The 14,804-nt window shown below is 38.1% G+C and carries 10 protein-coding genes; 6 read left to right on the plus strand and 4 right to left on the minus strand.

The annotated features are described in order from the left end of the window. Positions 1-32: 32 nt before the first annotated feature. A complete protein-coding gene (locus B3H30_RS19635; protein WP_070563022.1) occupies positions 33-2,408 on the minus strand; it encodes an ABC transporter permease in 2,376 nt (791 codons plus the stop codon). Positions 2,409-3,477: 1,069 nt separating this feature from the next. Further along, complete coding sequence (locus B3H30_RS19640) at positions 3,478-6,447, minus strand: DEAD/DEAH box helicase (RefSeq protein ID WP_070563020.1); 2,970 nt, start codon at positions 6,445-6,447, stop codon at positions 3,478-3,480. 201 nt (positions 6,448-6,648) lie between these two features. Here B3H30_RS19640 and B3H30_RS19645 point away from each other — a divergent pair, with 201 nt between their 5' ends. After that, entirely contained in the window at positions 6,649-7,449 is an 801-nt protein-coding gene (locus B3H30_RS19645) for a type IV toxin-antitoxin system AbiEi family antitoxin domain-containing protein (protein WP_070563017.1), read from the plus strand. Between the two features lie 121 nt (positions 7,450-7,570). Then, complete coding sequence (locus B3H30_RS19650; RefSeq protein WP_070563014.1) at positions 7,571-8,890, plus strand: ATP-binding protein; 1,320 nt, start codon at positions 7,571-7,573, stop codon at positions 8,888-8,890. Between the two features lie 271 nt (positions 8,891-9,161). Here the strand turns inward: B3H30_RS19650 and B3H30_RS19655 are convergent, their stop codons facing one another. Both B3H30_RS19655 and B3H30_RS19660 read right to left on the minus strand, forming a co-directional pair. Continuing rightward, complete coding sequence (locus B3H30_RS19655; RefSeq protein ID WP_070563009.1) at positions 9,162-9,998, minus strand: DUF1835 domain-containing protein; 837 nt, start codon at positions 9,996-9,998, stop codon at positions 9,162-9,164. A gap of 6 nt (positions 9,999-10,004) precedes the next feature. Next, entirely contained in the window at positions 10,005-10,418 is a 414-nt protein-coding gene (locus tag B3H30_RS19660) for a helix-turn-helix domain-containing protein (protein WP_070563006.1), read from the minus strand. A gap of 166 nt (positions 10,419-10,584) precedes the next feature. Between B3H30_RS19660 and B3H30_RS19665 the strand changes: the two genes are divergently transcribed. The 4 genes from B3H30_RS19665 to B3H30_RS19680 all read left to right on the plus strand — a co-directional run bounded on the left by B3H30_RS19665 (position 10,585) and on the right by B3H30_RS19680 (position 14,765). Next, positions 10,585-11,055 (plus strand): hypothetical protein, encoded by a 471-nt coding sequence (locus tag B3H30_RS19665; RefSeq protein ID WP_139144921.1) that lies wholly within the window; start codon positions 10,585-10,587, stop codon positions 11,053-11,055. A gap of 10 nt (positions 11,056-11,065) precedes the next feature. After that, on the plus strand, positions 11,066-11,716 hold the full coding sequence (locus tag B3H30_RS19670) for a GIN domain-containing protein (protein ID WP_070563002.1): 651 nt from the start codon (positions 11,066-11,068) through the stop codon (positions 11,714-11,716). Between the two features lie 406 nt (positions 11,717-12,122). Beyond that, a complete protein-coding gene (locus B3H30_RS19675; RefSeq protein ID WP_139144920.1) occupies positions 12,123-12,950 on the plus strand; it encodes a hypothetical protein in 828 nt (275 codons plus the stop codon). A gap of 45 nt (positions 12,951-12,995) precedes the next feature. Further along, positions 12,996-14,765 (plus strand): hypothetical protein, encoded by a 1,770-nt coding sequence (locus B3H30_RS19680; protein WP_070562996.1) that lies wholly within the window; start codon positions 12,996-12,998, stop codon positions 14,763-14,765. The last annotated feature ends 39 nt before the right edge of the window (positions 14,766-14,804 follow it).

The raw sequence follows: 14,804 nt of genomic DNA on the forward strand, positions 1-14,804 counted from the left end.
TTTGAGACAGCCTCTTTTTTTGTATCCTCTTTTTATTCGTCCCGTAAGCTGTTTATAGGATTAGCTATGGCTGTTCGGATAGCCTGCCAACTTACTGTAATTAATGCGATGCCTATTGTTACTAGTCCCGCCAGCACAAACATCCACCATTGGATCTCGATGCGGTAAGCAAAGTCTTCCAGCCATTTGTTCATGGTTAGCCAGGCGATCGGCGAGGCGATTATCAAGGCAATTAATACGGGTTTTATAAAATCTCTGGACAGTAATGTAGTGACACCCGATACCGAAGCGCCAAGCACCTTGCGAATTCCGATCTCTTTGTTTCGTTTGGCAGCCGTAAATGAGGCTAAACCATAGAGGCCTAGGCACGCGATAAATATGGCCAATCCAGAAAAAAGACTGAGTATACGTTGTTGCCTAAGATCAGTTTTGTACAGCATATCGAATTTCTGGTCCAAAAAACTGTATTCAAACGGATATAATGGGGCTACTTTCCCAAATGCGGTTCTAATAGTTTTTAGGGCTGCAGGGAAATCTTTTGTGTTTAAGCGGATAAGGGCTACCCTTAGATCATCAGAAGGGGCAACAACTAATGCATCCATGTTTTCTTTTAGGGATAGGAAGTTAAAATCATCAATTACACCAATGATTGTCCGGGGGGATTGATCGCGGATCGTATTTTTTATCCATTTGCCAATGGCCTGTTCGGGAGTAAATCCAAGCATCGATGCTGCAGTACGATTGACTAATACAGCCCTAGTGGAGTCGGTCGGGTGTTGTATTGAAAAGTTTCGGCCTGCTATTATTTTGAGTTTCAACGTACTTACATAGTCAAAATCAGTGAACTCTGTCCTTGACTTCCACTTCTCACCGTTCTTTCCTTCGACCTCGAATGTGTGGCTATCGAAGAAGCCGCCCGGTTCACCGGACATAAAGGAGACCGATGCAATATCACTGCTCACAGATAATTCGTTTTTGAATGTACGAAGGTTGTTGTACAGTTCTTCATTGTCTATTGGAATAACCACAGTCTGTTGGTTGTCGTAGCCGAGCCCTAGTTCTTTTACATATTTCATCTGCTTGGAGATAATCAGTGTACCGATGATAAGTAAAATGGATATGCTGAATTGGAATACAACCAGCGTATGTCGGAACAGTGTGCCGCCCTTGCCGAAGCGCAATTTGCCTTTTAATGCCTGTATAGGGGAGAAGGTCGAAAGGTATAATGCGGGGTAACTTCCCGCTAATAGACCTACTATAATGATAACTGCAATCAAAAAAATATAGATCGGCCATGAATTCCATGGGACTGTTAGGCTGTATCCCAATAGTTGATTATATACAGGCATGAGTAGTTGCAACAGACACATGGCGAGTGCGCAGGATATGCTGGTTAATAAAATGGATTCTCCGATAAACTGTCCCATTAATTGAAGACGTCGAGCGCCAAGTACCTTTCTTAAACCAACTTCTTTTGATCGGTCAACTGCACGTATTGTTGAGAGATTCATGAAATTGATGCAGGCGATAATCAATATAAGTATGGCGATGGAAAGAAAAATGTAAATAACCTTTTTGTCGCCATGTTTTGCGCTGTCAAATGCGCTGTGGGATTCAAGATAGACGTCTCGTAGCGGTGTAAGCGCAAGATCAAAATGAATGCCCATATTGGTAGAAACTGCTTTCATATGCCTATTCATGAAATCAGGAAACTGCTTTTCCAATTGCCTAGCATCCTTATGTTCGTCAAGTAAGATGTAAGTGAATAAATTGTTGTTTTGCCAGGCTTTAAAGGGTTCGGTATCGAGATAATTGGATAAGGGGATAATGAGATCAAAATCCAGATGCGAATTGACCGGAAGATCTTTAGCGATCCCAGTAACGGTTAATTGTTTATTTTTATCAAGCTGTAGTATTTTACCGATGGGATTCTCATCTCCAAAATATTTTTTCGCAGTTTTTTCCGTTAATACAACACTTGTTGGATTTTTTAAAACAGTCATTGGATTTCCCTTGATGAGCGGAAAACTAAATAGTTCAAAGAAATCGTCATCTGCAATAAAGAGTTTCTTTTCATTGAATGCGATATTGCCAAAAGAGAATAACCCATTGGCAGGCATTACCCGTACAGCTTTTTTGATATCATCCGGATAATCGGTTATTAAGGCGGTGGCATAGGGTGCAGATAAATAAGGAGCGCGGTCTTTGGTGTTGTCAAAGCCACGCATGACCCGATAGATCCGGTCACCTTGGCTGTGAAACTTGTCGAAGCTAAACTGATTGGCGATAAACAGGAATATCATTGCGCAGACGGTGATGCCTATTGTTAAGCCAAGGATATTGATAAAGGAAAAAACCTTGTTCTTAATAAGGTTTCTCCAGGCGATTTGGAAATAGGTCTTTATCATACTTTTTGTTATAAGTGTTCATTCTGAACTTATGGTAATCAATCCCGTTGAAGGATAGGTTGATTTCTATTTTGAAAAAAATGTTCAATGGATCAATTTCAAAAAAGCGGCCAAAGGGCTAAAGTATTTTTAGTCAATAGATTGTATTCTTTCTTTTTGTGGTTAAAGTGTTTGGATTCGAACACTTCATGTTCATATTCGAACAGGCTACAGTGGGGAGGTCAAAAAGATTTTAATTGACAGGTGAGCGCTTGATCGAAGTGACAAATATTCGAAATAGCATTAGATTTGATGTATAAAGGAGAGCTATGTATCGTCAGGGCAAAGAGTATGTCGCAATATAACAACTTGTTAGTTTTATTTTATGTTTTTCATTTGCAAATAATTTGTAAGAAGCGTATATTTGTGCCACACAAAACANNTCGAATCCTGCCACCCCGACTAGAAAAGCTCTAACGAAAGTTAGGGCTTTTTTTTGTTTCAGGGTAGGAAGGCGAACCTACGGCCTTTAGGGTGTTATTTAGATTGATCCGGAGGAAACTCAGTCAGGGCCAGCCAATCCCGCTATTTTAGCTAGCCAAGTGTTAACTTCGCTATTCAGGGCAGTCATGCTGGTTTTTAAAATTATTATGGATCGAAATCGATATGTGTTTTATATGTTTTGTAAATTATTTTACAATAAGTCAGCTTGTTAGGTGTTATGTAGAGAATATTTTTGAAAAAAACATATTTTTAATTTACTTTTGTGCCACACAAAACAAAGNNACGAAAGTTAGGGCTTTTTTTGTTTCAGGGCAGGGTGCGAACGTACGACCTTTTAAGATATTAGTAGGTTCGATCCGTAGGAGGCTCAGGGGGGGTGTTTGGGGAAAGTGCGGCTGAGTCAATCCTGCCACCCCGATAAAATCCACTGGTAATCAGTGGCTTTTTCTATTTTTGGATATATTTCGGACAAATTTCCCTTGTTTTTTAAAGCTTGTAAAGTTAAGAAAAGTGGGATTCATGATACACGTACTTAAATATCCACCAATAGCACACGGTGCTGACCTAAACCTTAAACTTATTTTTCTCAGCGAAGGGTTTCTTCCAAAAATGCTTTCCAGAGGATAAAACCTCTTTCTGGATCGCTGTAGTCATGAAGGATGCGATTAAATCTTTCGGGAGTATGGTTTTCTAAGAAAGCCTGTCTACCTTTTTCACGAATAATCTGCAGATCTTTATCTATCATCGCAACAGCGTCTTTCAAGACGGTTTTATTTTTATCTGTGTGCCAGATATAAGTCGCCTCCTCCGTATCTAAGGTTTCAAGGATGATGTGGTACTGGCTCTCTCCGGATAGAAGAAATACAAATGCAAAGGGACTAAGCACGAATCTAATCTTCATAATACTGCTCTGGTGGTGATCGGCTAAGAATTGAACTTGACGAGAGTGTTTGTATTTTCGTAAATTAAGGATTTCAGAAAGTAACTCTTCGGCGTTTTGATATACAGTATCGCCATTCTGTAACTGATCTGAAGTCAAAATATTTTGTTTTTGCAAAGGTAGCTTGCCTAATAGTCCCTTGTTCAGAAACTGGAATTTCACACCTTCTACAATTTCTTTATTTATTCGTTCTATATCATCGGAAGTAGCGATTTGCGCGACCAGTTTTCCGTATTCAAATTCAGCGTTTAACTGAACGTTGATGTTTTTAGATTTCAGTATCTTGATAAAGTAAGGTTTTAATACCTCAAACTCAGGCCTAATCTCCAAATTTTCGATTTGAAATTCCAAAACCGTATGCATCTCTTCTACTTTATAAGTGAAGACCACATGGCCATAATGAAACGATAGATCCTCAATGGGTATCTTGGTACTTTTTTCTAAGGTAAATAAATGACCTATTTGAGACTGGTAATCCATCGTTGGTTCATCAAAAAGTGTAGCTTGTTTGGTGATTTTACGATAATAGATATTCCGTTTTAGAAACATCTTGTCTAGATAATCGATCTGTACATCCCGATAGTCGTATATAGTTGGATTGATCTCGGATCGCTGCACCCGACCGATGTATTGAATCAATTTTCCATGGAAAGCAAAGGGATAGGCCAAAAGTAGTGTGCTGATATGCTGAATATCCGAACCTTCGCCAAAATACTGACCTGTCGTAATTAGTACTTGAAAATTCCCTTCTGATAATGTTTTCCATTTCGCTTTCTTACTGCTGTCTGAATCATCTCCGCTGAGCGTTATGGTTTCATAATTTGATTTTAGCAATAGATTCAGCGTCTCGATATGTTCTTTTCTTTCGGTAATTATAACTGCCTTTTTTCCTTGGTTTAGCTCGGCGGATACATCGTTTACTATTAATCGGTTTCTTGCTGTATCATGAATTAGAATTTGGGAAAGTGTTTCGAAACTGTCGGTTTTAGAATTATAGGGAACATGGAGTGTGGTATTCCGTACGATGATATTTGCCCTTTTGTAATCTTCAATTTCCTCTGGTCGGATTTCTGTAATGATATCACCGAGATAGGTGAAGATCAATTTATCATCATTATATTTCCGAAAAGGAGTCGCTGTGAGACCGTAGCAATAAACACTGTTTAGTTTTCCGACGGTGGTACGATAAGATTCCGCCGGAATATGATGACACTCGTCGATTAAGATCGCGCCAAATTTGTCCTGAATTGTTTCAATATGTTTTGGAAGACTTTGTATCGTTGCAACGGTTATTTTATCAGCACCCAATTTTGCTTTTCCCTGGCCTATAATCCCAATTTCTTTCTTCGGTATCCCTAGGAATGATTCGATACGTTCTATCCATTGATCTAACAGCTGTTTACGATGCACGACAATAAGTGCAGGTTGTTGTTTGTCTGCAATAATCTTCAAGCCAATAACAGTTTTTCCTGTTCCTGGTGGAGCAACGATCACACCGAAATCCTTTTTTTCTACTGCGGCGACAGCATTGGTCTGATGCTTTCGCAATGCGGCATTAAAAGAGAATTGGATTGCCGGGAGTTCGTGTCTATTATCAACAAAGTCATGTGCTACCTGTGTTTCTCTGCAGAATCGCAGTATTTTCCCAATAAACCCTCTTGGGATGAGGATTTCATTTTCCGTTTCTTCAATTAATTTAAAAAATCTTGGCGTGTCGAAAGTGCTTCTCCCTGACTTTTTCTTGATGATAAAGGCTGAATTAGCAAAATTAAGTTGCTCCTTCAAAAAATTGATGAGTACAAATGGTATAGCGTGACTATTTATACGGATCGAATTGCTCAGGGCGATTTTAAGTTTTCCATCAACAACGGGTACATAGCTTTCTTTACTTCCTCTTGTTTGATTGAACAGCTCCTCTAGGTAATCCAAACTCACTCTTTTAATTTCTTTTAAATATGCAATTTGATCAGGAAATGGATCTATCGTTTTGGGATCGATAAAGGAACTGTTGCCATTCTGTACAGCAGGTGAAAATAAGGGCATTGCAATTAGATTTCCTAAACCTTTGCCAGACAGGTAATCTTGATTTGGAAACAAACGGTCAAAGCTGGAGCTTTTATCAAATGGCGAGAATGCACCGCATCCTTCTAAGATATGTATAAATAACTTACGACTTTTGGCTGCTGGATAAGGGCTTTCAAAGAAAATCCAGACATGTGCGCCATTGCCGGAACGGGACCGTTCAAGATAAGCAGGGATATTTTTAGCGGTACATGATTCGAGAAATTTCAAAGCCTGTTGTTGCCAATCGGATTTATCGAAATCAGCTACTAAAAACCAAGAAGTGTTATCTTGCAACAGTGGGTAAATTCCGATCTGCTGAAGGCCGTTAAGATGTTTCGTAATTTCTATTTCTGACAATGGCAGGTAGCTTTTGTGGGCATAGCTTTGAAAAGTACCGCCATTAGCTTTATGTAGTCGATAATGGTATGGGTCATAGCTATAGGCCGGCATGTACCCGCCTTTACTTCCCTTCTCCCAGCGTAAAGCAAATACGTCTTCGCGACCTCTAAAAAGGTTGAGAAGATAGATTATGTCCTCGTTAGTGAATTCCACTTGTTTTTATTTTGGTATTAAGATAAGTGAATTAGAATATACATCTTAAAAATATTAATAATCTGGAACACTTTCGTTTATTCAAAGTGACTATTGAGATTTGATATCAAGCGTTGTTTTTTGAATAATTGTTACTTATCTTTACCAATCGTGTTACGATAAGACCCATTTTTTAGGTCTTATCGTAACACAAAAGGTAATATGGCAGACAGCGTTTATATATCAGAACATCTTACGAAGCCCCAACTTGGGTTCTTAAAGTTGCTGGATGACTATGAAGTACAGTTGTTCAAATTCTCAGAAATTGAACAGTTGCTAGAACAAAAGTTTGACAACTTAAGTGAAATCTTAGAGAATCTAGTCGACAAGGAACTACTTGTGCGAATGGAAAAAGGTAAATTTTGCAAACAAGGTTTTCGGGACGAATATGTCATCGGTACTTTCGTCGCTGAAAATAGTGCTGTCGCGTATTGGTCTGCATTAAATTTGCACGGATTGACCGAACAATTTTCTAATACCGTTTTTATTCAGACGACTAATCAGAAAAACGACAAGTCAATCTTAGGTACTTCTTATAAATTCGTTAGGATAGCACCTAATAAAAAAACAGGAATAATAGACAATGGTTACGGTAACCTTCATTATCCGATAACCGATGTAGAGAAAACAATAGTCGATTGCTTTGACCTACCTCAACATTCTGGTGGCTATGCGGAACTGATTCGAGCAGTTAGTCAAGCGCAAATGCAACCCACTAAATTAGTCGAGTATTGCAAGGCTGTGAATAATATAGCGGTTACCAAACGAATTGGCTATTTGGTTGAACTTCTACAAATTACAGGCATGGATCCTTTTATAGATTTTGCCAAGATGCAGGTAAAAAATAAATATAATTTGTTTGATCCCCAGGGATTGGAAGAAGGTGAATTTGTCGCAGAATGGCGATTGCGATTGAATATCAGCCGGGAGGAATTGTTAGACATATCCAATAAACAATACTAGATGATACTGAAAAAGGAAATAGCAGAAAAAGCTTTGGAAAATGAAGTGTCCAGAAGTACCATCGAAAAGTTACTGAATCAGAAAGAGCTATTGACTAAGGAGTCAATTTCATAAAGGCATTATGGCAGAATCTCAAAATATTGAATACAAGCAGAGCTGGAGGGATGAATATCTCAAATGGATATGTGGCTTCGCAAATGCAAATGGTGGTACTATTTTCATTGGTAAGGATGATGGCGGCAAGACTGTTGGTGTAGCTGATGCTAAGAAATTGTTGGAGGATATTCCGAACAAGGTGCGTGATGTATTGGGTATTTTGGTTGATGTAAATCTGCATGAGACTGTTGAAGGGGATTTCTTAGAGATTATTGTGGAGCCTTATCCTAATGCTGTAAATTATAAAGGTCAATATCACTATCGAAGCGGTAGCACAAAACAGGAAATGAAAGGTGCTACGTTGGATAAGTTTTTATTACAAAAGAAAGGTGTTCGTTGGGATGGAGCTGCTGTTCCTCGAGTATCCGTTGATGATCTAAAGAAAGAAACGTTTGTTTTTTTTCGTCAACGTGGTTTTAAGAATAAGCGTTTGTCTGAAGACAGTTTGATTGACCGTGACGAGCATTTACTTGAAAACTTGAAGTTGATTGAGAATGGTTATTTGAAACGAGCTGCTATTTTGTTGTTTCATCCTGATCCGGAAAAGTATATGACGGGAGCTTATGTGAAGATTGGTTATTTTGAAGGGGAAACGGATTTGATATTTCAGGATGAGGTTCATGGGAACTTATTTGAACAGGTTGAAAGGACCATCGATCTTTTATTTACGAAGTATATCAAAGCGCTAATTAGCTATGATGGGATCCATCGTAATGAAACTTATGAATATCCTAAAGAAGCTGTACGTGAGGCTTTATTAAACGCCATCGCTCATAAAGATTATTCGGGATTAACTCCTATTCAGATTCGTGTATACCCTGATAAGCTTATGATCTGGAATGAGGGACATCTTCCGGAAAATTGGACCGTGAGTAACTTATTAAAGAGTCATTCTTCGAGGCCCTATAATCCTGATATAGCAAATGCATTTTTTCGTAGTGGCTATGTGGAATCCTGGGGCCGTGGCATTAGTAAGATGACAGAGCAGTGTTTGGCTGAAGGATTGCCTGAGCCAAGTTACTTGGTTGAGGGATCAGATTTCTGGGTTGTATTTAAGAAGGATATTTATAATACGGAGTATCTTGAATCGCTTGGTTTGAATAGCCGACAGGTGAAGGCTGTTTTATTTACAAAGAACAAAGGAAAGATTACGAATAGTGATTATCAGAAATTGGCAGGTGTTTCTAGAGAAACATCTACTCGAGATATCAAGGAGTTGATTGATAAAAAATTATTTAAATCTAGTGGAATTAAAGGTGCAGGAGCTTATTATACCTTAAATTGAATTGCGTCATGAATTGCGTCAATTGCGTCAAACTGGGGCTTTTGAGAATAGTAAAGTAAAAGCAATATAGAGAAAATTTTCACTAGTTTGTACCAGCATTACTGTTGAACCCATGGTTTGCCGATAAAACAATAGTGTAATGATTGCACCTAAAACCTCAGAAAATGTTAGATGTCCGCTACGGCTACGCTTCGCAGTTTAAACAAGAACGCGGAATCAAATCCGGATCTAAAAGATTGGAGAAAAAGACTAAAAGCTTACTATCAAAGAGTTAATCTTTCTTCCTAACATCAAATACTATCTTCGCTCGTTCAGGATCTTCATGTGGATTGGAAATCTCGATCTTGCCCATATCTGCCAATTCTTTCAATCGATAAAAGAGAAAAAGATCGCCTACGGAACTATCATAGAATTCATCCCATATATCACAAAGTGTATAGCCAACAATCAATGCCGACCTTTGAGGTGTCTCGTTGCACCTTTTCAAAAGATATGCATCAAAAAATGTCTCATCGCCAGCTAAATGTTTCCCTGAATCATCAAATAGATTAACTACTGCATCATTCGAACGAATATGCGACCAAAGTGATGAATAGGATTGAATATCATCTTCACTTAACTTTTCAAAGTGTTTAGCAGCCTCCACAATATTGTCTTCTCGCATCACCTGTAAGGAACGGAGATTTAGCTTTTCTCCTTTCTCGTTCCTAAAATTCATATGATGGAAATTGAGTTTATGAATAGGTGTCGAAGATTCTTTCAAGTGGGAGAGTAAACGTGCTATAATGATCTTTTCGTTGGCATCGTCACCAAGCCATAAGTAAATATGGCGATACCGATCGGAAGAAGAGATTACCTTTTTCAAAAGCGCTAGATTGTCATCTACAAAATTATTGCTCCCCTCAGACTGGATAGAACCAAAAACGTTAGTCCACCATGCCTTCCTGCTCTCAATAGCTTCCGCATCGCCCAAATCACATAGAGGTCCGAGACTAAGTGCTTCGGTAAAACCTAAAATTTCACCTTTCTCTACATCGATTAATTTGCTCTGAATGAGTGTAGCATTTCCGGAGAAACCAAAAGTGATGTGCAGATCCTTTTTAGACATGAATACCTACTTATCCTTCAACAACCTCTCCAAATACTCCACCTTAGATTTTTCGGCTTCCAAAAGGCGCTCGTAAAGCTTTTTGTTTTCCTCGTAAGCTTCGATCAGTTTGTCAGCAGGGTTAAAGGTAAATGTTGGACTGGTGCTATATGCGCCAGCACCACTATTATCATGGAAATTATTGAAATAGTTGAACACAGCCTCTTCACTAAAATTCTCAATAGCTTGTGGAGTAACCCCTAATGCTTCAGCAACTTGAATCAATAGATTTGCTTCAATCTCGGCATTGCGCTCCATATTTGATACAGCTTGTTGGCTTATACCCAATTCGAATGCTAAAGCTTCCTGCTTCATACCACGCAGTTCACGAATGCGGCTGATTTTTCTTCCTATATGGTTTGTCGTGTTGGTTGTACTCATAAATCCAAAGTTAACAAATTATTCATCGTTCAAGATACGAAATATCTTCATATGGTACAAAACAAGGATAGCGTTGTACGATACAAGGGCTATTGGTTTTATACAAGCTGTTTTGGTTCGGTACGTGGATGATGCTGTGTTCATTTGTGTAAACCCAAATAAATTGATGAAGAAGAAAAAGAATCCCAAGGTTGTAACCGTGGACATGTATCACAAGTATGCTGAAATCGATGAAATGTATTCCAGTAAAGTCAGAGAGATAAAATTGGATATTCCATCAAATCTCAGAATGTTGTGTGCCATACTGGATGTCAAGGTCGAGAAACTGTTAACCGATTTTATGTGGATGTTAAGTTATTCCCATCATAATTCAGCTACACCTAAACAACGAAAAGCAGCAAATAAGTTCTTTATCAACTGCAAGTATGGCCAGCCTCTGTATGCTAAAAATCAGGTCAAGCAGATGTTTGATGAATTAAAGGCTGAACGAGAAATTTATGAAACCATAGACGGGATGGATCACGAGGATAAGAAGCTATTTTGGAAAAATAATCATATGTATAAGCAGCACTGGTTTAAACGCTGGTTTGAAAAGAATAGACACACGGGTGATATTTCTGTACTTCAAGAATACTAACTAAAAAATCATGAATGATTTTAACGCCTTAATTATACAAACCCGTTGTAAGGTTATACTTGCACATGGCGAACAACCATCTTTCTCTATCAACGAAAGCGGAGAAAAGGCGAATTGGGTAAATACAGCTATCCTCAACGATCAATTAGTCGTATACACAAAGCCTGAATATTACGGTTACCTGCTGCTACATGATTATTATCCGCAGATAACAATTACCTATAAAACATTGACAGGATTGCAGATGCTGGATAGGTGTTTTGTAGAGTCTGATGGAACGCTCAAATTACAGAAGTTAGGCATGATCGTCAGAGAAGGGTGCATAAATATATCTGTAGATGCTTTTTTAATCGACTGTACCGTGATAAAAAATGGGTATGCAAAAATCTCCGGCGAAACAATCATCTCGTATGTTTTGGTGCATCAAATAAGTGTCTATGATGGATCAGAACTGGAAGCTTCGGGAGGAAATGTGCATGCCCACGACGCGGCCAACGTATCGATATGGTTTGAAGATGAGCTTGAATTTGGACTGTACGGACAAAGCAGTATGGAGTACAGGGGTAATCCGAGAATGAAAATATTGCAGTTAGATGAAGGCTGTGCATTAAGACAAATCAATGTCGGTGATAAAATAAAAATTAAAAATTGTCGGTTATGAATAATGCTTATATAAAAATCCGGAAGATGAGTGGGACATTCGATGGTATCTAATTGAAGGAGGAATACTTGAATCCATTCAATATGGCACTTATGAATCTTTCAAGAAAAAGCTATGGGACATCCTTGTTATTCTCACATCTCAAAACAATACAGAAGAAACAAAAAAAGAATATATAATTGATCGTTTAGATAACATCGTCTTAATGGTTAAGGGATGTCATTATTTTTTGCATCATAAAAAGCGATTAAAGTATGAAGAGGATTGGATAGATATCCAATAGCTACCAAATCCTTATCGCTGTTTAGAAAAATATCGACCTCGCGAAGACGAAAAGCTCAATCATCATGTAGCGCATTTCGATTATAATTTCACTCAGCTAACACGAGAAGAGATTCAAAATTTTGTGATCGCATTTGAGAATTTTTTCTCCGAAATGGATCTGTCTTCTTGGCTGAACTTATTAGATGATTGGAAAAGATGTATAAATGAGAAGGAATCCATCTTCGAAAGTTGTGGCGAATACGCATCTTTAAAAACTTACGAACAACTCTTAAAACTACGTGAAGCTTGTTATGTCGCTTACCACTGGGCAGCGATTAGTTATCCACCACCAAACAAACACTTAATAGTTGATTATTTAGGATCGGATTATATAAATGGCTATCAAAGTGCAAACCCTTTCGAAATGACTGGTGAGGTTTTCTATGAACAAAGTTACAGTAACATTAGACAAAGTATTTTGTATTTATATCCCACATGTTCTTGTGAAAGAGGTGCCATAGTATTGACTTCTCGTGACCTGCGATATGTTTTAAGGTGGTTGCTCCAAGCCGGATGGATGTTTTTACAAACAGATTATTTTCCTGAAAACTGGCTTGACCCTGACAAAATAGACTTTTTGCGCTGTCCTATTCCAGAAGCCGATATAGCAACTTGGAAGCCGAAGAGCTTAAGCAAGAAAGGAAAAAGAAACATTCCAAAGACTTTGTCGAAATTATTTTATGGCGTTGATGTACGTGACGAAATATACAGGGTTGAATGTAGGATGATGACTTATCTAGAGGATAAATATTCCGAAAAATATACAGATTTGAACAAAGAGCAAATTATCACAAGAGAACGGCTACTGAAAGTTTTGGATGTGCTAACCCTCATCGTTTTGGATCTGCGAAAACGTAGAACCAAGAAGGAAGGTATATGCAATCCGCCAATATTCGATCATGACAAGTAGACAGAATTACTAAAAGTTGAAAATGAAACCGAACCTTTATAAGTTATGGGAATTACAAATAAAAATGATCAGACTGATTTAAATAGCATCATTCTGATTCTAGCGAGCAAATACAATATCGATCGGATATTCCTGAACACTTACTATGCGGTTGATGTTCCTTTCTACGAGTTGGTTATTCTATTATCTAACAAGGAGCATAAATCTGTCGGCGAACTAGATCCACAGATTAGAATGTCCTTAAAGGATTTCCCGAAGTTTCATCATGTCACTTTGATAGCGTTTCAGGTAAAAAGTAAGCTTATTGATGGGAACTTATATTTACATATGACCTGTCACCCAGACAAACTTATTTATCAAAATCCATCGTCAAGATTCGAGCTATACCCTGAAGGGCATTCCATCGAAAATACTCTGGAGTCGGTAAACGAATTATTTGCGCGTGAAAATCATAAAATTAATGAGTTTAAAGAAGGATACTATTATTTCAAGGAACGAGATTCGCTGTCGCATGCAGGATTTATGCTGCATCAGGTATTTGAGTTGCGGTATAGATGCATGGAGATTATGGTCATGGGAAAGGAGCGCGCAACGCACTCCATCAGGTCTCACCATCGTTATCTTGTTAGAATAGCACCGTCACTAGCCACTATATTTAAAGAAGGCAAGCCAGAAGATGAAATTATGCTTCAATTTTTAGAGGGGGTATATCGGGCGGCACGCTATGAAGATGATTTTGACGTGGATCTTGATATTCTACTGAAGCTGGAAGAACGGATGGAAAACTTCATGCAGATCACAGACACGATGTTTGAGGATTCCGTGACGAATTTTAAAAACTACTCTTTTGAGGTCGATAATCCGAAAGAGAAATTAGAAGATCGTGTTGAAAGTCAAGAAAAGTCGCTACGAAGCATTTCTAATAACGATACTATGATGCCAGAATATGATGTCTACAAAAGCGCTGCTGATAAGAAGTTGGAATTGATTATTACTTGTTTGAAGAATACAATTGACATACAAGGCATTTATCTAGTTGGTCAGCGAACTAGATCATTTGTCATCAATGGCATTAATAAACCTTCAAATACTGACATTTATGATTACTACTTCGATTTGTTAATTGTTAGCGAAAACGATATTCGTGAAACAATAGGTAATATTCAAGCATCGATAAATAAAGAATTGGAAGTTTCCGTTTTATTCCTTTCTTTCACTCGAGATCAAATACAGAAACAGTTGGACAAAAATAGTCCATTCTTTCATCGGTCTTTGCAATATGTGGATCCGCTTTATGGTATGGAGATCAATTTATTGAAGTGGGAATTTCATGAACACAATGGAAAGCGTACTCAAGACGAAATGAAAGAGGCGAAGACAAAATGGTACCAAAGAGAAAATAACGCAAGTGGTTTCTACAATGGAGGTAAAGCGATAGATCAATCCGAAGAGGTTGAAATTAAAGTGCTTCTTTATAATCAAGCTATTGAACAAGCATGTCTGGGGCTACTAGAATATTTTTATGACTATACGCCATACCAATACAATCTAAAACATTTGTTCAGTTTGTGTGCTAGTTTATGGCAATTTCCAAACGATATCTTTCCTCGTAATACCGAAGAAGAAAAATCGCTATTCGATGAATTTGCGCAAACTGTAAAAGATACGCGATATCAGGGTTGGTCCATGGTCGGTAGGGATGAAGCTTATCGTTACGACGAACGATGTGAGCGGTTTCTTAAAGAATGTATAAAGCTTGTTCGAAGTCTTTTGTTTCTCGCTTTCTTTCTGTTTTTTAACATTATATCCTTGTAAACCCGCTGTTAAACAGTTAAATTGCTTGAAATTTATTGT

The sequence above is a fragment of the Sphingobacterium sp. UBA7038 genome, assembly GCF_002494055.1.
Classification (GTDB): Bacteria; Bacteroidota; Bacteroidia; order Sphingobacteriales; family Sphingobacteriaceae; genus Sphingobacterium; species Sphingobacterium multivorum.